Annotated in this window: 16 protein-coding genes, 1 tRNA gene and 1 pseudogene; 11 read left to right on the top strand and 7 right to left on the bottom strand. The window is 41.9% G+C overall.

Annotated elements, in window-relative coordinates; genetic code table 11:
- Positions 1 to 86 precede the first annotated feature (86 nt).
- The 3 genes from V7L05_RS02485 to V7L05_RS02495 all read left to right on the top strand — a co-directional run bounded on the left by V7L05_RS02485 (position 87) and on the right by V7L05_RS02495 (position 3,883).
- Positions 87 to 548 carry a tRNA (cytidine(34)-2'-O)-methyltransferase gene (locus V7L05_RS02485; protein ID WP_335161490.1) on the top strand — a complete coding sequence of 154 codons (462 nt, stop codon included), beginning with the start codon at positions 87 to 89 and terminating at the stop codon, positions 546 to 548.
- A 791-nt stretch (positions 549 to 1,339) separates the two neighbouring features.
- Complete coding sequence (locus tag V7L05_RS02490) at positions 1,340 to 3,643, top strand: peptidoglycan DD-metalloendopeptidase family protein (protein WP_335161492.1); 2,304 nt, start codon at positions 1,340 to 1,342, stop codon at positions 3,641 to 3,643.
- Positions 3,644 to 3,809: 166 nt separating this feature from the next.
- Positions 3,810 to 3,883 (top strand) — tRNA-Met (locus V7L05_RS02495).
- Positions 3,884 to 4,041: 158 nt separating this feature from the next.
- Here the strand turns inward: V7L05_RS02495 and V7L05_RS02500 are convergent.
- A complete protein-coding gene (locus V7L05_RS02500; RefSeq protein WP_335161494.1) occupies positions 4,042 to 4,971 on the bottom strand; it encodes a DUF4351 domain-containing protein in 930 nt (309 codons plus the stop codon).
- 174 nt (positions 4,972 to 5,145) lie between these two features.
- Positions 5,146 to 7,278 carry an amylo-alpha-1,6-glucosidase gene (locus V7L05_RS02505; RefSeq protein ID WP_335161496.1) on the bottom strand — a complete coding sequence of 711 codons (2,133 nt, stop codon included), beginning with the start codon at positions 7,276 to 7,278 and terminating at the stop codon, positions 5,146 to 5,148.
- Positions 7,279 to 7,409: 131 nt separating this feature from the next.
- Here V7L05_RS02505 and V7L05_RS02510 point away from each other — a divergent pair, with 131 nt between their 5' ends.
- On the top strand, positions 7,410 to 8,021 hold the full coding sequence (locus tag V7L05_RS02510) for a peroxiredoxin (protein WP_335161498.1): 612 nt from the start codon (positions 7,410 to 7,412) through the stop codon (positions 8,019 to 8,021).
- Between the two features lie 244 nt (positions 8,022 to 8,265).
- Entirely contained in the window at positions 8,266 to 8,802 is a 537-nt protein-coding gene (locus tag V7L05_RS02515) for a peroxiredoxin family protein (RefSeq protein WP_335161500.1), read from the top strand.
- Between the two features lie 391 nt (positions 8,803 to 9,193).
- On the opposite strand, the gene cobW is transcribed toward V7L05_RS02515, so the two are convergent.
- The 4 genes and pseudogenes from cobW to V7L05_RS02535 form a co-directional block, all read right to left on the bottom strand.
- On the bottom strand, positions 9,194 to 10,255 hold the full coding sequence (cobW, locus tag V7L05_RS02520; RefSeq protein WP_335161502.1) for a cobalamin biosynthesis protein CobW: 1,062 nt from the start codon (positions 10,253 to 10,255) through the stop codon (positions 9,194 to 9,196).
- Positions 10,256 to 10,710: 455 nt separating this feature from the next.
- Positions 10,711 to 11,004, bottom strand: coding sequence for a helix-turn-helix domain-containing protein (locus V7L05_RS02525; protein WP_335161504.1), 294 nt, complete (start codon positions 11,002 to 11,004; stop codon positions 10,711 to 10,713).
- Positions 11,001 to 11,351, bottom strand: a pseudogene (locus tag V7L05_RS02530) (type II toxin-antitoxin system RelE/ParE family toxin). Before V7L05_RS02530 ends, V7L05_RS02525 begins: the two are co-directional and overlap by 4 nt.
- A 460-nt stretch (positions 11,352 to 11,811) precedes the next feature.
- Entirely contained in the window at positions 11,812 to 12,528 is a 717-nt protein-coding gene (locus tag V7L05_RS02535) for a biliverdin-producing heme oxygenase (protein WP_335161506.1), read from the bottom strand.
- 560 nt (positions 12,529 to 13,088) lie between these two features.
- On the opposite strand from V7L05_RS02535, the gene glmM reads away from it, so the two are divergent.
- From glmM to hpsN, 5 genes are all read left to right on the top strand, one after another.
- Positions 13,089 to 14,561 (top strand): phosphoglucosamine mutase, encoded by a 1,473-nt coding sequence (glmM, locus tag V7L05_RS02540; RefSeq protein ID WP_335161508.1) that lies wholly within the window; start codon positions 13,089 to 13,091, stop codon positions 14,559 to 14,561.
- Positions 14,562 to 15,197: 636 nt separating this feature from the next.
- Complete coding sequence (locus V7L05_RS02545) at positions 15,198 to 15,488, top strand: hypothetical protein (protein WP_335161510.1); 291 nt, start codon at positions 15,198 to 15,200, stop codon at positions 15,486 to 15,488.
- Positions 15,489 to 15,553: 65 nt separating this feature from the next.
- On the top strand, positions 15,554 to 17,212 hold the full coding sequence (gene hpsL / locus V7L05_RS02550) for a hormogonium polysaccharide biosynthesis protein HpsL (protein WP_335161512.1): 1,659 nt from the start codon (positions 15,554 to 15,556) through the stop codon (positions 17,210 to 17,212).
- Positions 17,213 to 17,219: 7 nt separating this feature from the next.
- Positions 17,220 to 18,380 (top strand): glycosyltransferase family 4 protein, encoded by a 1,161-nt coding sequence (locus tag V7L05_RS02555; protein WP_335161514.1) that lies wholly within the window; start codon positions 17,220 to 17,222, stop codon positions 18,378 to 18,380.
- 56 nt (positions 18,381 to 18,436) lie between these two features.
- Positions 18,437 to 19,417: a hormogonium polysaccharide biosynthesis glycosyltransferase HpsN gene (gene hpsN, locus V7L05_RS02560; RefSeq protein ID WP_335161516.1), complete on the top strand. Its 981-nt coding sequence runs from the start codon at positions 18,437 to 18,439 to the stop codon at positions 19,415 to 19,417.
- Here the strand turns inward: hpsN and V7L05_RS02565 are convergent.
- Positions 19,359 to 19,484 carry a hypothetical protein gene (locus V7L05_RS02565; RefSeq protein ID WP_335161518.1) on the bottom strand — a complete coding sequence of 42 codons (126 nt, stop codon included), beginning with the start codon at positions 19,482 to 19,484 and terminating at the stop codon, positions 19,359 to 19,361. The two genes, hpsN and V7L05_RS02565, sit on opposite strands and share 59 nt — an antisense overlap.
- A 165-nt stretch (positions 19,485 to 19,649) precedes the next feature.
- Here V7L05_RS02565 and hpsO point away from each other — a divergent pair, with 165 nt between their 5' ends.
- Positions 19,650 to 20,825 carry a hormogonium polysaccharide biosynthesis glycosyltransferase HpsO gene (gene hpsO / locus V7L05_RS02570; protein ID WP_335161520.1) on the top strand — a complete coding sequence of 392 codons (1,176 nt, stop codon included), beginning with the start codon at positions 19,650 to 19,652 and terminating at the stop codon, positions 20,823 to 20,825.
- Positions 20,826 to 20,831: the final 6 nt, after the last annotated feature.

The following is a 20,831-nucleotide window of genomic DNA, read 5'->3' on the forward strand; positions in this document are numbered from 1 at the left end:
AATAAAAGCTATGAATCGCCTCTACCTTTTGGTAGATTTAACATTGACAATAATTTGTTTTATACAATACGTAAATTATACGGACAATGCCTCAGGTAGTTTTAGTTAACCCACAAATCCCCCCTAATACAGGTAATATTGCCCGTACTTGTGCAGCTACGGGTACAGAGTTACATTTGGTGGGGCCTTTGGGATTTGAAATTAGCGATCGCTACCTCAAAAGAGCCGGCTTGGATTACTGGCCTTATGTCAAACTACACTATCACGAATCGCTAGAAGCTTTTAAAACCGTACATCAGGAGCGTGGAGGCAGATGGTTGGGTTATACGGTTGGTGGAAATTGTAATTATGTCAGCTTTCAGTTTCAACCTGATGATTGGCTGCTGTTTGGTAGTGAAACCACGGGCTTACCACCAGCAATTTTGTCAGATTGCGATGCTACCCTGTATATTCCCATGAGCCAACCGGGGGTTCGCAGCTTGAATCTGTCAGTGAGTGTGGCAATTGGCTTATTTGAAACCCGTCGTCAGTTAGGCTATTTACAATAGTTGTTTACCTCCAAAATCATAAGTAAATATACTTATAATATCTTCAAAAATCTACTATACAAGTTATTTGTGGAGAGAAAAAATTTATTTTTACTGGAATAAATTGTCAAAAAAAATACATATAATTAGATTTATCACCAAATTGTAGTGGAAGATACTTACAAGCATAGGAAGGTTGTTATAAGAAATCTGTATATAAAACTTGGGATATTCCCAAATTTGAATGATAGATTTTGATGAAATTGAAACATCCTAAATGGGGGAACAAAAGCACTAAAATCCTTTCATGTTATACATTTGAGCTATTCTGGCTCAATGAACGCCAGAAAGCAGCCCAAAAGTAGCCAATGCTTCATACGGTTGTTTTTTAGGGAATAATCAACTTAAAGTCTCCTGTTGAGAAGACGGATTGGGTAGAAATATCTTGAAGATATCTACAGCAGGGGATATAACTTTTCCAGAAGTCGCAGCAATTTAATTCTTAACAGCGACTATGGACTTGGCAAACTATTTGCCCAGTCGCCGCGATTGACGCAAGACAAGCGCGGACAATGGTAAAGAGTAAAACGTCCTAAGTGGTGTTAGGAGTGGTTCGGACAAGTAAACACAGCAAACTTTAAATTTTGCTAAAACAGGTGAACTTGTCTAAATCAGAGAAGCAGGTTAATCTTGCGTAAGCATCTCTGGTGAATGTGATCTTGATCTATCGTTCGTTGTGATCTAAATCATTGACTAGTATCCAACTGAAAAATCGAGATCAGTTAAGCGCTAGTGATCATAGGAGGTCGTCTTTGAAACGAGCATTGAAAAAGAGAGTAAAAGCTGTGTTGAACAATAACCCTAGCGATGATGGTGCCCCGGTAAAACTGGTAAATATGATGAATCCAAAAGTTAACCGCCGGGTGCGAACAAAAGCCGCGATGATTGGCTTGGCAATCTCTATGGGAGCAACCAGCCTTTTGGTGACTCGACAAAGCGATCAAGCCCAAGCAGCAGTGCCTGTAGGCAGCCAAAAGGCAACCTCAACGATTCCTGCTGTTCCTGACACTGAGGTGAAATTCGCCTCCACAAAGCTGGAGTCCCAAGCAGTCTCATCAGCGAGCGTGCCGGAAAATCCTGTGATCGTGGAACCAACCGCAGTCTCACAAGTGCCTGGGCTTGAAGCTAAATGGCAAGTTGCGGCAAATGGAATGTCTTTGCAAGTTCCGGCATCAAACACATTTTCTCAAGCAACACCAGGTTATAAAAATTCTACCTACCTGAAGCCCAAAGTGGCACAGGGATTGAACAATACCTTAGCCGAAACCAGTTTCCCAACAGTCAATAATCTGTCTGACTATAGTGCTGATGGTGTTGGTAGTATAAATGCATCACTAACTGCCCAGCCACAAACAGTGGCAACATCTGGCGCAGCCAACAGTGAAATAAATGCACAACTTAAGGCGCAACAAGAGTTCGCACTGAATCGCTTACAAGAAAAATCGAATCGTTTAAGAAAGAGTCTGGCGCAGTTGCGGTCTGGGGAGACTAAAAATTTATCACAAGCTGATATGGGGTTGGTGCAGCCGACGACTGTGGTTGAGAAGACTCTATTAGCCCAGTCGAACACTTCTGAGGATGCCAGCAAAGCGAACCTGATATCGAGGTTAAAACAGAAGACACAGACGACTGCACTTGTACCAGCCAAACCAACAGTTATTGCGTCCTCGACTCATACAGCCTACCAAGTTAAGCCTGGAGATACACTAGCAGCGATCGCCAGCAGATACAAAACTTCAGTATCACAACTAGTTAAGGCAAATAACCTCAATAATCCAAATGAACTGAAAATTAGTCAAAAACTGATTATTCCTACTGCTCAAGTTGAGGCAACTGTAGCAAGTAACCCCACTTTTGTAGAGTCCAGCAATACTCCTCATGTTGCCACCTCCCATAATGTCAACATTGGTAGTGCCAACTCATATCTACCTACTTCACAATCACCAACTATTGCTGACAACAGTAGCGTTGCCGCCCCTACACCGGTAATTCTTCAGATTCAGGCAAATAGTGCGACCTACGACCAAACAGCCCCCACTGCTGTTACTTCTCATGGTGTCGGTGGTGACATTCCAGTGCCACAAGCTTTTGTAGAAATGCAACAGCCTAAAACACCAACAAATAGGATAGCAAGGGTAAACAATAACAATAATGACCGTTTGCGGGGCTTACAAGCGGAAATCCAAAGATTACAGCAGAAATATCGCGCTCAACAGTCTGGGAACTTAATTGTGCCAGCAGCAGCTAGCGAAACTAATAATGCTGCGATGCTCACTCCTACTTCTAGCCCCAATAATTTCACTGTACCCAAGTCTGTAGTTCGACCGAATAGTGTAGCGATACAAATTCCAGTTCCTACACCGATTAGAAACTATAGCTTTCAACCAATTAAGTCTCAATACCATGCTACTATGCCGGCTAACGAGCCAGTAAACCCAGATTTCTTACCCAATCTAGGCTCTGCTAGTCAGTGGACTCCCTCGGACAATCCATCTGGCAATCCATCTGGCACAAGGGTTAAAACGCCTGCTGGAAGAGTAAATGCCTCTGACTCCTTAGGAAAGATGCGGGGAAGTACAGTTTCTCCACAGATGCGGATACCACCTTTGGCAGCAGTGGATCAATATCTGCCCAGACAAATTGACGAAACTATACCCCCTCCATCTAGCTCATCTATAGCTTACACATGGCCGGCGAAGGGTACTCTCACCTCTGGTTATGGTTGGCGCTGGGGTAGATTGCACAAGGGAATTGACGTTGCTAACTCCACAGGCACGCCAGTTGTTGCCTCAGCAGAGGGTACGATAGAAAAAGCTGGCTGGAACAATGGCGGTTACGGCAACCTTGTCGATATTCGTCATCCCGATGGCAGCATGACTCGCTATGGTCATAACAGCAAGATTCTGGTGCGACCTGGTCAGCTAGTGCATCAAGGAGAAACAATTGCTTTAATGGGTAGCACCGGTCACAGCACTGGGCCACACAGCCACTTTGAAATTCATCCATCAGGCAAGGGTGCTGTTAACCCAATAGCCTTCCTACCAAATCGCTTGTAATTATTGACTGTCTGTAACTAAATCATTGGCTTGTTAGTTGAGGGAGTTCACCTCCCTCTTTTGCTTTCTATGACCTCAACAGGGATGGAAGTTTTAACAAAATTGCAAAAGGGGCTAGTCTTAAGCAAGTTTGTATGCTATATTAGTTAATGATTTGGAAAAACATGGCTCAGTAGCTCAGTTGGTTAGAGCACGGGACTCATAAGCCTGGGGTCGTTGGTTCAACTCCGACCTGAGCCACTTTAAAAGTTATAAGTAATGAGCGATGAGTGGAGTTAAGATAGAGTAACTTTGACTGCTCTGTAAGAGACAATTTTGGCCTCTAATACTCAGGACTGAGCGCTAAATGTTTGATGAGTTTGTAGCCAGTTGAGTAAATCAGCGATGTCTACGACGGGCTACGCCAACGCACTAAAATCTAACAAAGCCTCACCCAGTGTTTCCAATTGTTCTAGAGAAAGACCCTGAATCTGTTCTCGAACCTGTTGTGGTAAATCTCCTACCCGTTTTTGTAGCAGTCGTAGTACAAGTGTTTGTGCTTGTTCCTGTTGTCCTTCCTCTTTCCCTCGCTCGTAGCCAATGCGCTCGCCTGTGGTAATGTAACTCATGGTACGCTCCTGCTCGAATTCTTTAAACTCCTGCCAAAATTCTGCTTCTAATCCTTTTGGTAAAATCATAACCCAATCGATAAAACGATAGAGGCTACGAATATCCCTTTCTTGCAGTCCTTGTTCATACAATCGCCGAATTAAACTAAATTTCCACGTTTTCCTTTCTCCCAGATGTTTAGTAGTTTCCTGGGTTTTCAAATGTGCCATTACCACCGTCGCAAAGGGATTATCGCTCTTTTCTAACTCTGTCCATCGATTTTGATAATCGAGCAGTTTGACGGTTCCAAATCTAAAATGCAGACCACAATCGGGATAATTATAACTGTATTGATTTGGTCTCCAAGTCGAGTCAGCATCGCACAAAATTGCTAGGCTAATGGCTGGTTTAGCAAATTTGTCAAAAATTCGCAGGTTGTAGGAAAACATCCTTTGAGCAAAATTATCTTCCGATTTTGCCTGAATTTCGACATGAATCAACAGCCAAATTTCCTCTCCTTGAATTTGCCAGACTTTGACCAATTTATCTGCATATCTTCTACCAAGTTCTGCTTCGCGGACTATTTGTTGAAATTCCTTATCAAGAAACTCGTGGGGACGTTCCCAATTAATTAGTGCTGCTGTTTGCGGAAAGAAAAATTGCATTGCTTGGGGGAAGTAAGCTTCTAGGATTTCTTTCCACGGGGAATCATTATCGGCTCTTTCTCGTTTCTCGCTCATGAGTTGATTGGTAGATTCATGTTCAGGGTAATAAGATGTGAGCAGCCGATATTTTTCAGCAGGTTAGAAGTTCCTCGGTCAAGAAAATTATATACAAAAGTCAGCAAACATAGATTTTGGGATCAAAACCACCTTTTGGGGATAATTAACCGCCATTTTTAGATAGACTCAGCACTATTTAATGTGGCGGATGACTTCGGCAACTGACCAAGCTTGAGCGATCGCACCTCTGGGTGTATGAGGTGAATCGCCATCAAAAATCTCAGAAATAGAACCAAGACAAGCGTCAAATAGGAAGTGATCTCGCAGAGGTTGCCAATCAAAAGGCAGCGATCGCTGTGGATAAAAACGTTGCCAAGCCCGAATATATGGGCCAATTAGCCAAGCCCAAACAGTGCCTTGGTGATAAGCGCGATCGCGTTGCTCTTGGTTGCCCTGGTATTTCCCTTTATATTCGGGATCTCCGGGATCGAGACTGCGAAGACCATAGGGGGTCAGCAAGCTGGCAGTTGCCAAATCTAATATCTGACACCCTTGTTGTTCAGAAAACCCACAATGGTGCAGCGATAGCGCCAAAACAGCATTGGGACGAATTTGAAAATTCCGGCGATCGTCCGGCTCAATAGTATCGTACAGATAACCCAGCTGAGGATTCCAGAACTTTTGCAGCGAGGTTTTTACGTGTTGTGCTTGTTGAGCATAACGCTGTGCTTGCTTAGTGAGACGCACTGGCTCACCATACTCAAGCTGGCTCAATCGTTCTGCCCACTGACTCAGCCAACATAAAGCAGAATACCACAGCGCATTGATTTCCACTGGCTTACCGTAACGGGGAGTCACGGGGTGTGACCCAATTACCACATCCATCCAGGTGAGGGCTACACCACGAGCATCCCAACTAACTAGCCCATCAGTAGCATCGACCTGGATGTTGAAATGTGTACCACCGACAAATGCTTTGTAGATTTGCTGTATTACAGGGAATTGCTCTGCCAAAAAATTCCAGTCTTGGGTAGCTTCTAAATAAAGTCCTAAAGTTTCAATCCACCACAACGCCGCATCAATACTGTTATAAATTGGTTCGCCATTGACATCAGGGAATGCATTAGGAATCAAACCATAGCGACAATAATGCCCAAAAGTTCGCAATACTCCTTTTGCCAGATCAAAGCGCTGTGGAACTAGTGCCAACCCCGGTAAGGCGATTAATGTGTCACGTCCCCAGTCATTAAACCAGTGATAACCAGCAATGACTGTGGGGCCTGCAATTGAGGCTCGATAGACAATAAACTGATCGCTTGCTTTGAGTAGTTGTTGGCTGAGTGGGGAGTGGGCAGGAGGCAGAAGTTCTTTAATTTTGAATTTTGAATTTTGAATTTTGAATTGATTTCTGCCCCTCTCTCCCCATCCAAAAATCTGTGAGAGCCGGTCTTGCTCTGCCTCCACAGCTTCTGCAAAGGTTTTGTCCGTGAGAACACTTAGCGTTAAGTCGGGAAAACCTACTTGTGCTTCTAGAGTCACTGCATCTCCTGGTTGGAGTGTAACTATCAAGTAACCAGGACTGTAGAGGTCTTCCTTGTCGCCTAATCCCCGTTTCGTCTCCTCAGGCAATCCATAATGCCAATACCAAACTGCATCTGGTTGATAATTTCCTTGTGTCCAGCGCAAGTGCCAAGGTATACCGAAGCGCCCAGAATTGATTGCTTGCAGACAGACTTGCTGTTGTCCTAGCATTTGCGAGAACTGTAATTTTGGGCCAGCAGTCTGCTGATGGTGAAAGTCACGTTCTGCGATCAACAGTCGCAGCCGTAAAATCGCGGTATGACTTCCCTCGTAACGATAGTGGATTAAAATCCGATGGCAAAATTGGCCAGGGGCATTGGGCATGGGGCATGGGGCATGGGGCATGGGGCATGGGGCATTGCTTATCTCCCCTTGTTCCCCTTGTCCCCATTCGCTACTCTCTTCCCAACCATAGGGCATCACTAATTGTCTAGTTAACTGCCAGTTATCTTGACCCCAAGTCCATTTTGGAACTGGGCTAATATCAAAAGAACGTAGCAGTTCGTAGCCTGTCGGCTCAATCTGACCGTTACCCCAAAAGTTTGTGCCCAGTGCCACAACGCTCCCTAATACTTCCAAGCTAGCTTCTAGGTGCGAAAACAGCAGAGTCCGACCAGAAGGCGGGTTTGTCGCTGTAAACAGCCAACCATGATAAGTGCGCGTGCGGACATCAGAAACTGTACCACTGGCAAAACTTCCTAAGCCATTGGTAAGTACCCATTCTCTTGTATCTAAATCAAGCATTTGCTACTCAAAATCGTTATGAGTATGATATAGTCGTAACAGATTGTAATTAAACTGTGAGAGCGTGGATGGGTGAGTTTTACTTGACCCGAATTCCAACGCTACTAAACCGATAAAGGAGAATTAGGTTAATGTCCCTTACTTACGGAACCGAAGCAAGCCTCCGCGTTGGTCAACAAGCTCCCGATTTCACAGCAACGGCTGTGGTAGATCAAGAATTTAAGACAATCAAACTTTCCGATTATCGCGGTAAGTATGTCATCCTGTTTTTCTACCCACTAGACTTTACCTTTGTTTGTCCCACTGAAATCACAGCATTTAGCGATCGCCACGAAGAATTCAATAAAATTAATACGGAAATCCTTGGGGCTTCCGTTGATAGTGAATTCTCCCACCTCGCTTGGATTCAAACAGATCGTAAATCTGGTGGCGTTGGCGACCTGAATTATCCTCTAGTCTCCGACATCAAGAAAGAGATTAGCGCCGCTTACAACGTTCTTGACCCAGCAGCAGGCATTGCCTTGCGTGGTCTGTTCATCATTGATAAAGATGGTATCATACAGCACGCCACTATCAACAACCTAGCTTTTGGTCGCAGCGTTGATGAAACCCTGCGGACATTACAAGCAATTCAGTATGTTCAGTCTCACCCCGACGAAGTTTGCCCAGCTGGTTGGCAACCTGGGGACAAGACAATGAATCCTGACCCAGTGAAGTCTAAAGTCTACTTCTCTGCCGTCTAAATTTCGCTAGCTAGCAAACTCTAATCCATCCTGTTGGAGTTGAGAGCAAAATCAATGAAAACCACAGATAAACAGAGATACACATTAAACAGTGTTAACCTCCGTATCTATCTGTGGTTTTCTTATAAAATAGTATTTAAATAATCCAGTTTGAACAATTATTCCGACAGATTAAGCGCCCAAAAGCTTATCCAATAACTCTTTGACAATCCAAAATCCGAAATCCAAAATCCAAAATTGTATTATGCTGACTTCAACGGATTTTAGTGGCTTATTAAATGAGCGATTCTTCCGCAATTTTTTACCAGTTCCGGCTAGCAACAAACTCAGGTTGGGAGTGGCAACACCAGACTTTCAACTGCCAGATATTACCAACGGAACTTTAGTAAAATTGTCTGATTATAAAGGTAAGCAACCAGTGTTACTCGCCTTGACTCGGATCTTTACCGAAAAGCAATATTGTCCATTTTGTTTTCCTCACATCAAAGCTTTGAATGAAAACTACGAACAATTTAAAAATCGCGGTGTAGAAGTTTTAATGATTACTAGTACTGATGAACGGCAGAGTCAAATAGTTGTGAAGGATTTAGGTTTAAAAATGCCGTTGCTTAGTGATCCAAGTTGTCGCATATTTCGTACCTATCAAGTAGGACAAGCACTGGGAGCGCCTTTACCAGCACAGTTCGTATTAGATAAAGAAGGAAAACTTCGCTACTGGCATTTATTTTCTTTTCTGGATCACAATGCCAGTGTTGAGACATTGTTAGGACAATTCAATTGAGTATAAGAGGATATTTGAGAAGTCTAATTTATTACTAGCCCTGGCGAATATAATTCGCGGCTATACAGACAAAACCTAACTCCGTGGGTTGAAAACCCTTGATTTGGTGTTATTCCACGGAGGTGGACTTAGTTTGTGTAGTAGCGAATTATATTCTTCCAATACTTTTCAAACATCCTCTAAGCTCGACTTTATCCAAAATTAAGAACTGGTTTTCTTTATCTGGCAAAAACCCTGGCTTTTTGGCAAATACTTTTTCCACGTCACAGATTATCGATGAAGTGAAAAAAGTAAAACTACTGTCCCACAAAGGTTACAGCGATAGCTTGAGCGTTGCGAAAAAAATGGATAAAGTCGAGCTAAGGTGTAAGATTGGCAATGTCCGCCCTACTTATAAAGCTACAAGTTGTGATTCGATTTCTGAAGACTTCAAATCACGACCAATGAAAACTAAGCGAGTTTGTCTGGCCTCTTCTGGTTTCCAGGGGCGATCGTAAAATTTATCAAATCGGGTTCCCACGCCTTGCATCACTAGGCGCATGGATTTATTTGGCACTGCCACAAAGCCTTTAATGCGGTAAATTTCTTGTTCTTGTGCCAATGTTTCCAACTGCTGTTGCAGCTTTTCTGGGTCAAAGGCACGATCCAAAATTAAATTAGCTGAGGTAATTTCTTCGTCGTGATTGTGATCTTCTTCGGTATCGTGATGACTAGGACGAGAATCTAAGTTATCTTCGACTGCGGCTTGGAATCCTAATAATATAGATGCGTCTAGTTGGTCAGGTAGGCGTAGCCCCCCGGAGGCATTGCTCTCGACAATCTTCACCACTCTGGGCAACTCTTGCTTAATTAATTCCTGAACTCTGGCTTTTGTCTCGGCGTCTACCAAGTCAATTTTATTCAACACCACCAAGTCTGCACAAGCAAGTTGATCTTCAAACAGTTCTTGTAAGGGTGTTTCATGTTCTAGACTATCATCTGCTTGCCGTTGGGCTGCGATCGCCTCTGGATCACTAGCAAATGTCCCCGCCGCTACCGCAGCACAATCTACCACAGTAATTACAGCATCCACAGTGGCGGCGTTGCGAATTTCCTGCCAGCGAAAAGCCTTAATCAGTGGTTTAGGTAAAGCTAAACCAGAGGTTTCAATCAAAATGCAGTCGATGCTATCCCGCCGCTTGATTAACTCTTGCATCATCGGGTAAAATTCTTCCTGCACGGTGCAGCATAAGCAGCCGTTAGTTAATTCAAAGATATTAGTGTCGCCCTCACCATCTTCCGGGCAAACTTGACAGGATTTTAACAATTCGCCATCAATACCGAGTTCGCCAAATTCGTTGACTATAACGGCAATGCGGCGTCCTTGGTTGTTTTGTAGCAGGTGGCGAATTAGGCTGGTTTTTCCACTACCTAAGAAGCCTGTAATCACTGTGACAGGAATTTTTGTAGCCATATTTTTGCCGGATTTACTCAGTATGGTAAGTTTTATCGGTTACAAACTTAAATACTGAGATTAAGCTTGGTTTGAAGATTGACTTAGTTATTTTACAGCTATTTTCAGGTAAATAGACTCGCGGCGTAGGGGCACAGCAATAGCCTATTTGTTACAGCAATTTAATACGGTACTATAAGGGTTTGAAGCCCTTAAATTTCAGGGACTTCAATTGATATAGTTTAAAACCTGCCGATCGCTTGGGTTGAAAGCGGCTTAATAAGTCCTTAGCGTGACTTTCAGAATCACTGTTCATCTCGCCCCATGATCCACAGCCTACAATGTTTTTGACCCCAATTAGTCAGAATTTGCTTGACCGAGGTTAGTGAATGGCGACTGTGGAGGAGAGAGGACGGACAAAATTTAACCTATCTCTGATGAGATGGGTTAGGAAGATAGGTGATGCTGAATTATGCCTACATTGCATCCACCAATTCCAAACGTATCCGTTTACCAACCACTCTGGCAGCACGAGCAATGGTGTCTAAGGATACAGATGAGTTATTGGGGTCTAACAGCCGATCAAGAGATGATCTGCTAGTTTTCATCTCTTTTGCCATTGCTGCCTTATTCAACTTTTTTTCTTCCATTGCTTTGCTAATCTGCCATGCAATAACACGTTTAGCAGCAATCAGATTAATTTCTTCAAGTGTCCCTTCTTCTTCAAGAAGGTCATCAAGAGACGAACCAACATATGGATTTTTGTTCATCTTTGCGCCTCCACTTTTTGCTTGCGTTCTAAGGCTAACTCCAATTCTTTTTGTGGAGTTTTCTGAGTTTTTTTGATAACCCCATTGAGAAGAATCATTTTTTAGTCATAAATGCAAAACAACACACGAGCTTTTCGACCTTGAGGTAAATTTGTACGTACCTCAAATAGCCCTTTACCCATTGGACGGCAAGTTGGCATCCCAATTGTCCATCCAATCTCTACTGTTTTAATATCGGCACCAATTAATTTTCGATCTTCTTTGTCTAAGTCCTTTAACCAATCACGAACAGGTTCTGTACCATTTTCGTTTTGATAGAACTGTGCAGGAATTCGTTTTTCTTCCATTTATATCAAATTTCTCTAAAAATACATAAACCTGCAAAAGCACATATTGTAGCTTTACAGAGCTATGTTTAATTAGATAAATTTGACATCACATTACTCTTGTACCTTTTTTGGTACTAATAGTCAACAGTAGACATAAGTTACTTTTCACCCATTTACTCTAAGGGCGATCGCCCCAATCCCCCAATCCTCAACACCCAATGCGGTCAAGCCAGGGTCAATGGAGTCAACAGTGGGGGAGTAGGAGCCTTAAAATAATTGAGGGGCAATCTCCCCATGCTTGCTTTCACAAATCAAAAGCAGTCACAAGGCTATTGCCCCTAAATATTTTGAGCGTTTTTAGCGTCGGCTAGCAAGAACCGTAGGCATCACTCTTTCCCCAGAAACACCTATGAATTATCCTTCATCAGGCTATCTGGACTTATGACTCCACACACCAAACTCCGCAATCTCAACACAGTTACTCAGCAGTGGCGAGTTCAGTACTACCGCGTGTACGACGCCGTGTGAGGCTGTTGAAAAGCATTACACCGATCGCCTTAATTAAATTGCCTTCTAATTCTTGGAACATCTTCATGTTCGTGCCAAAGGCGGCGTTAGCTTCATCAACTATGCGATCGGTTGTAGCATCGTCAAGGGGTAATTCATCCAAAGTTTGACGATATTTAGCTTTGAATGCCTTCTCATCAGGAATCTCTGGAAACTCATAAAAGGCTGTTCCTTGCCCATCAGACAAATTCATTGCTGTAACAGCAATATTTTTGAGAATTTGTCCCCCGGATAAGTCACCCAGGTAACGGGTGTAAGAATGGGCGATTAACAGTTCTGGTTCTGTTTGAGATATTTCTCGGATGCGCTTTACATAAGCTTCACCTGCGGGAGATAGTTTGATTTGCTCTTTCCAGTTGGCACCAAAGTAATAACTCAGGTCTTGCTCTAAGGTATACTTGCGGTTTAACTGGGGAAAGTTAATTTTAGAAACTATTGGGTGCTGGCGATGCTTTTCCATTTCCTCTTCCATCGCTGAGTAGACGAAGTAGAAGTTAGCAACTAGTTTCCGGTAAGAGTTTTTCTCGACTACTCCTTTTAAAAAGCACTTGACAAAACCTACATTTTCTGCCATCGTGTGGGCTTTTTTAGTGCCTACACGTAATTTGGCTGCTAAATTGCTGCTCATGCTAAATTTCTCAACTTTAAAAACTCAACTGCCGAAGTTTTGATTCACTAACGGCTAAAAAAGCCATTAAAACGTTACCTTAAAACTATTTGATGAGAATTTATATTAAAATTTTTTAAGCTGTAATGATTTTGTAATTTTTTACACACCAACAGGGCTAAGGAAATAGAACTTTAGATTTCAGTGTTTTGATTTTTTGTTGTTATTAGCTGAATTTTGCTTTCATTCTCAGCTTTGATGAAAAACACTTGTGATTAAATAAGGATAATATTTATTACAGTTTGTTCTTTGTTAGTAGCATTGCAAAGTGGATAAAAATCAAGACTGAAGTTGAGAGTATAAAAGGAATAATTAGCTAAAATGTGGAGACTTTACTGAATAATGTAAAAACTAATATTGACTTTATGCAAATTTTACAATTAAAGAGGCGAAACTTGCGTAATAATACTTAAGTTTCGCCTGCTCTAGAATGAATTTCTAAAGAGAAAAAGCATGTCAAAATTGCTGAATAAAATCTTAAGTGCTATTTTTCGGTGTGATTATGTGGAGTGTTTAAAGATATGGTTTCATCTATAACTCGGACATCGGGCATTGCTGGGGGTTCTGCTTCCGAAGTTGAGGGATTGGGCAAAGGGATTGAGAGCAGTTTTGCACTGAATTTAATCCCACTACCAGCAAATCCCTTATTTGGCACAGATGGGATTCGCGGACGAGTCGGAGAATTACTGAGTGCGCCCCTAGCATTACAAGTTGGTTTTTGGACGGGGATTGTTTTACGTAACCATGCGACTCAAGTTGGGCCAGTCATTCTCGGACAGGACTCTAGAAACTCCAGCGATATGTTGGCAATGGCTTTGAGTGCAGGGTTAACAGCAGCAGGATTAGAGGTCTGGTATTTGGGATTATGTCCCACTCCTGGCGTTGCCTATCTCACCAGCATCAGTGAAGCCATCGGCGGAGTGATGATTTCTGCCAGCCACAATCCCCCAGAAGACAATGGGATTAAGATTTTTAGTGCCGATGGTGGCAAGTTACCGCAAATATTGCAGGCAGAAATAGAAGCGGGAATGCGTGGCAAGATATCACCTATTGCTAGAGTCAGTAATTGCGGACGGCATTACTCACGTTTGGAGTTAGTGGAGAATTATAGCTCGGCGTTAAAAAAACCCTTGAATAGTGCCCTAAATCTTCAGGGAATGAAGATTGTTTTAGACTTGGCGTGGGGAGCAGCCGTCGGGTTAGCACCATCAGTATTTACAGAAATGGGAGCAGAGGTAATCTGCTTGCATAACGAAGCAGATGGCGATCGCATTAATGTTAACTGCGGTTCCACGCACCTAGATATTCTGGCAGCAACAGTACAAGAACACAACGCCGACATCGGCTTTGCTTTCGATGGCGATGCCGATCGCGTCTTAGGAGTAGACAATACAGGAAGGCAAGTTAACGGCGATTACATTCTCTACCTGTGGGGACGCCACTTACAACAAAAGCAACAACTGCCAGACAACCTGATTGTATCTACTGTCATGGCCAACTTAGGCTTTGAGAAAGCTTGGCAGCAACAGGGTGGAAATTTAATTCGCACCGCAGTTGGCGACCAATACGTGCAAGCCGAAATGTTGCGGACTGGGGCAATGCTAGGCGGCGAACAATCAGGTCATATTCTTTGCCGTCATTATGCTGTGACTGGAGATGGCTTGTTAACAGCATTACATATAGCAGCTTTGGTGAAAGAGGCGGGTGTTTCCCTGAGTGAATTAGTAGATCAAAGCTTCCAGACCTATCCGCAATTGTTGCGGAACGTGCGAGTTATCGATCGCGATCGCCGTTTGGGATGGGAAGATTGCCAACCTCTGCAACAAGCGATCGCTCTTGCGGAAGTTGCAATGGGTGATTCTGGCAGAATTTTAGTTCGCGCCTCTGGTACAGAACCAGTGATCAGGGTTATGGTGGAAGCTGCCAATGCTGAACTTACTAACTACTGGACAAATGAATTAGTTTCCCAAGTCCAGCAACACATAGCAGTCTAAGTTACGTTTATTGTAAACCTCTTTTATAACCGACATTCCGCACTTAGTTTTGTAATATGCCAATATTACAAATATTGACAGACTAGTACCGCAAGGCGGAAGGCGGAAGTCAAAAGTCAAAAGTTTTGTATATCAAGACTTTTGCTTGTTTAAAATGGTAGCTTGATTTACGCAGCGCTGTACTAAGTAAGTGGGTCAAATTAAATATAAAACCTCACCTTGCCTCCCGCTTCCCTCTCCGAACTCACGGAGAGGGATTGAGGGTGAGGTTTGATCTTATGTTTAATTACGCCTACCTACTTAGTAGTTGAATAGCGATATCTACGACGGGCTACGCCTACGCCAAAAGCCTAGACTATAACAGTGTTAATACTTGATTTTATAAATAATTTTTGTAATATTTATCGAAGTATTTAGATTACAAGTTGAAGTTAAAAATGTGGGTTATAACAAGGAAAGAGTACTCTGTGTATTCTTTGGTTATCTTCTATAAGGTAATAAAATGCTTGTTTTTGTTATCCCACTTAAAAATCCGCAAGTTTCCAATTCCTGGGAGCGTGTCACCCAATCATTTGAAAGATGCATCAAATCAATTTGCAATTTGCTGTATATATTAAAAGAAGAAATTTCTATTCAATGTGCGGCACATCCAATATTATCCGATATGACTTAAATTTCTTACCAGAAAACGCAGAATATAATCGCGGCTATGGATACTACAAATATTATATAGACCACGGTAAAGTCAGAGGCGTATTAGAAAACAAAGCTAAACCTATTGAACCATTACCATTTCCTGGGGCAGTTTACATTGTAGAAACAGGAGAAAATCTTTTTTATGGTTCAATGAAGTTAAACTTCAGCATTTTTAATCGAAAATCCTTAACTCAATCACTTAAGGATGAATTCGGCTTGTACACGCTATAGCCATTCCAATCTATTTGTATGTAAGCTATAGATGTTTTTTAAGGCTGATAGGCTACAGCGCCACTATGCCGAAATCCAAGTCAAAATATCAAAAATCAAAAAAACAGGCTAAAAAAGAAACTCCTACTCTTAGCCTTAAAGAACAGTCAGCCCAAAAGCGCAAAGCAGCCCAAGCACGTAAAGAATTCACTAGCTTACTTACCATTGCTACCTTTGGCGGTATCTTCGTTGGCATTGTGCTTTTTTTTGTAGCTGGAATTAAAGCAGCAGTCCCTGGTGTCTTGGGGATAATTATTATATCCCTTTCCTACAAATACCCGCGCCAAGCACTATATGCCTTCATCATTTACGTACCTATTGGGGGTACTATCACTTACTACTTGGGCAATAGTCCCATACTCCAATTAGCTAAAGATGCTTTTTACGTTCCAGCCCTAATTGGACTTTGGCAGACTTGCCGGAAACAGGGGCTACCCCTAATTATTCCCCAAGGCATTAAAATCCCACTTTATATTGTTTTGGGTTGCAGTCTGCTAACACTGTTGTTTATCAATGGTGGACAGCAGTTTAATCCGCCTAGTGTGGGACTATTAGAAAAAGGAGAGAAAGAAATACCATTAGGCATGGGAATTCTGGGACTAAAAGTCTTTTTAGGCTATGTCCCCCTGATTGGTTGTGCTTACTATTTAATTCGCGATAAGCGGGATTTTCTATTTTTATCACGCCTCCAGATTGTTCTCATACTAATTTGCTGTGTGCTGGGATTTATTCAATACTTGTTACTACTAACTGGTGTATGTCAAGGCACTAGAGGTCTTGAAGGAAATGCCCTATTTGTCACATCACTAGAAGCCCGGTGTTATTTTGGTGGAGCGCTCTTATATAGTCCCGATGAAGGGGTTATTCGCCTACCAGGGACATTTGTAGCTCCTTGGCAGTGGGCATGGTTCTTAATTTCTAGCACCTTTTTTACCTTTGCCACCGGCTTCACCGATCCCTCCCCAATATGGCGGCTGGTTGGTTTAGGTTCTTTAGTGGCAGTCTTTATCAATGCTCTAATCTCTGGACAGAGAATCGCCTTAGCTTTAGTACCAATCTGCTTCGGGATTTTGCTATTGCTCACCGGACAAATTGGCAACCTGAAACGATTTATCCCCATAGGGGTGGGACTTGCCTTGATTTTAGGAATTGCGATAGTGAGTAACCCTGTTCTCGTGCAAGAGAGAACCGAGAGTTTTACTGGTCGCTGGGAGGCTTCACCACCTCAAGATTTCATCGTCCAGCAATTTGAAGAGAATTGGAAAAACGTAGACGGGCCATTGGGAAGTGGCTTAGGTCGAGCAACCAACTCTGCCCGTGCATTGGGTAGAACTAAGCTTGTGGAAACCTACTACCCCAAAGTACTTTTTGAAGTTGGAATTATTGGAGTACTAGCATTTCTGGGTTTGGTAACAAGTTTAACAATTATTGGCTTTAAAACCTATCGCTCCATAAAGAACCGTAATTTCCGCAGTTACGGAGCAGCTTTGTGGGTGTTTATATTGTTTATTAGCTATAACACCTACTACTATCCTCTAGATGTTGATCCAGTTGCTGTCTATTATTGGTTTTTTGCAGGAGTTCTTTTTAAATTGCCAGAACTAGATAAACAAGAGAGAAAAAATGCTGAATCTCAACCACAAATTGCAAATAAACGATTAAAAACAAAATTTAATTTTAAGTAGGATAAAAATGGTGAAAGTTATTATAGGTGGTCAACAACATCTCAGCGTTCCTAATCTTCCTCGTAATTCTGAACATACCCTCATTCGTTCTAAAACTTTTCTCACAGGCAAATATCCTATAGAAAAAGTTTGGTATCCTTTAGGAAGTTTTATGCCTTGGCGACCTGTATGGGGCGGATACGAGGTAATTCATACTTTTAATAGAATTATCTGTACTAATAAACCTTGGTTTGTCACTTTTGAAGATCATCGATTTTTGTATAGAGATCCGCAAACCAAACTAGAAGAATTAACTTATAAATTTCTCAATAATCGTTTGGCATTAGAAAACTGCAAAAAAATTATTGCCATATCTGATTATGCTCGATTGCGATTCATGAACTGGGTAGAAGAATGGGATGTAGCATCAAAAATAATCGGTAAAGTAGATGTTATACATCCAAATTTTCCTGTCAGGGTTAAGCAGCATAAGTCTTATCAAAATCAGCAAAATCTTCAACTTACTTTTATCGGCAACCACATTGCCAGAAAAGGCGGAGTTGTAGCTTTAAGACTAGCCAAGAAAGCAGCAAAGTTAGGTTTGCCTATTACTATACATATAGTATCTGAACTATGGTGTGGTTTCGGCGTACCTACTGATTTTCCTGATGCTAATAGATATGCAGAAGATTTAAAGTTACTCGATTTAAATAATGTCGTTTTCCATAACATAATTCCTAATGCAAAAGTTATTGAATTACTATCGCAAAGTCATTTTCAACTGATGCCATCATTAATGGATACCTATGGTTATAGCATTATTGAAGGTTTCTCTGTTGCGACTCCGGCAATTACAACCAATGTATGTGCTTTGCCAGAAATTGTTCGTCATGGTGAAAATGGGTATGTTTTAGAATTACCACTGGACAAACTCAGACATTGGGGTAATTGGCTAAATGGTGAAAAAACTAAAACTGAAGAATATTGGGAAATTGTCAATCATACCTACGATGATTTAGCAGAGCAGGCATTACAACAAGTACAAGAATTTTTAGATCGAAGTGATAAACAAGAACATTACGAGTCTCTCAGTGCTGGAGCTTTAGCACAAGTGATCAATGTCCACGACGCTGAAAAACAAAATGAGTTATTCGATAATCTCTACGCAGCAGCGGCAAGGTTATACTGAAGTTTAGGACGTATTAAAAATTCAAATTACCTTTAGATAAAGTAGTATAAAAACTTATGGCTAATTACCCTTTAATTTCTGTAGTTATACCGACCTATGGGCGAGAGGAACCTCTACGCGATAGCATTGTGGATGTTCTAAAACAGGACTATCCAAATTTTGAAGTTTTAGTTGTAGACCAAACCTCAAAACACCAACCAGAAATTCAAGCCTACCTGGAAGAGATGGCAAAGGCAGGTAAAATTAAATGGTTACGCTTAGATTGGGCAAGTTTGCCAGGGGCGCGGAATTATGCTGTGCGGCGGTCATCTGGTGAAATAATATTATTTATTGATGATGATGTTCAGCTAACCCCAGGATTGTTAGCAGCCCATGCGAAAAATTATTTGCAAAATCCAGAGGTGGGGGCTGTGGCTGGACGGGTATTTGACAGAATGAAATTGGACGATTCTGGGGGAGATTTAGAGATTGAATATCTGCCCCCCCAGGCAATGGACCCAGGAATTGCTTGGTATTATATTGATTTAGTACATACCATCAAACCTCAGCAAGTACTGACAGCGAGGGGTTGTAATATGTCTTTTCGCCGCGAAATTTTTACTAAGTACGGACTGAGGTTTGATGAGAGGTTTGGCGGTAGTGCAGTGCGGGAAGAGTCAGACTTTTGTTTGCGGGTGCGACAAACGGGGTATAAAATTTGGTACGACCCAGAAGCCCATTTGGTGCATTTAGGCGAAGAAACAGGGGGTTGTCATGATATTAGTATGCGATCGCTAAAATATCAACTCACCTTCTACCACAACCATTTTTTACTGGGGCTGAAAAACCTCACTCCGACTCAAGCTTTACGCCTATTCGCCCGTTTATTTGACTGTCACGTTCTGGGACGCCCACCTTGCCATAAAAGCGGTTCCCCCATCAAAATTGCCACTCGCGCTATTTTCTACATTTTGGGTTTTTTCAAAGCCTTGGGTACTGTCATTCAAGCAATATGGAACGATGGTCAAATTTACAGTCGATTTGATCCAAAAGTTTAGTGATTGGGCATAGGGCATTGGGCATTGGGCATTGGGCATTGGGCATGGGGCATTGGGCATTGGGCAAAAACTCTCTAAAACTCTTATTTCTTTGCGTCCTTTGCGACGGCAGTCGCTACAACGGGGGGAACCCCCGCAACGCGCTGCCTCTCCTTTGCGGTTCGTTTTTTCCTAATTTTGCGTAAGTACTGGTTATTTAAAAAAAATGGCAAATGACAAATAACAAATAACAATGAAAATCTTAGTTGCTAGTCACACTTATATCGTAGACCTCAACTGTGAAAAATTACGCGCTTTATCTCAACTAGAACCGGGAATTGAAGTGACAGTTGTAGTCCCAAAGCGCTGGAAACCAGGTGGCGTGCAAAACAGAATTATTGAAACTGAATACCGCGATGAAGGTACATTTAAAATAGTTCCGGTTTCTAATTTCAGCCAAAATCATCAAGGACTTCTGACATTTGGTACTGATTTGATATCTTTGTTAAAACAATTTCGTCCCCAAATCATCCAGGTAGAACAAGGGTCTAGAGCATTGGCTTATACTCAGATGATTGCTTTGAATAAACTCTTGGGACTCAAGGCAAAAAATGTATTTTTTACTTGGTGGAATCTACCATACAGCCTGAAACTACCAATTTATTTGTTAGAAAAATATAACCTCAACCACAGCCACGGTATTATTTCTGGCAATCAGGATGGAGCAGAAGTTTTGCGAGAACGAGGATATCAAGGGGCAATTAAAGTTATGCCACAACTGGGCGTAGATGAAAGTCTATTTATTCCCAAAGCCCAACCAGAACTAGCAGCTAAATTGTGCATTGAAAAAGGAGATTTTGTGGTAGGTTTCGTTGGGCGTTTTGTGCAAGAAAAGGGTTTATTAACACTTTTACAAGCCTTAATAACTTTGAAAAATAAACCTTGGAAGTTACTTCTGCTGGGACGGGGAGAGTTGCAAAGTGAATTAATCAAAATAACGACAGAAAACAATATTAAAGAACGGTTGATTTTGGTAGAAAGTGTACCTCATGACGAGGTTGCAAATTATATCAATTTAATGAGTACTTTGGTACTGCCTTCAGAAAAAACTTACAAGTTTAAAACCTTAACTTCTGTTGGCTGGAAAGAACAATTTGGTCATGTGCTAATTGAGGCAATGGCTTGCCAAGTACCTGTAATTGGTTCTGATTCTGGTGAAATTCCCTATGTAATTGGCGATGCTGGTTTAGTATTTCCTGAAGGTGATGCTCAAGCCCTTGCTAATTGCTTAGTTCAATTAATGGATAAACCCTCTTTTGCTCATACTCTTGGTGAAATGGGTTATCAGAAAGCAATGATTAAATATACAAATAAAGCTTTAGCTAAACAGCAATTAGAGTTTTATCAAGAATTGGTTAATAGTCATTAGTCATTA

Source organism: Nostoc sp. (assembly GCF_036917755.1).
GTDB lineage: Bacteria > Cyanobacteriota > Cyanobacteriia > Cyanobacteriales > Nostocaceae > Nostoc.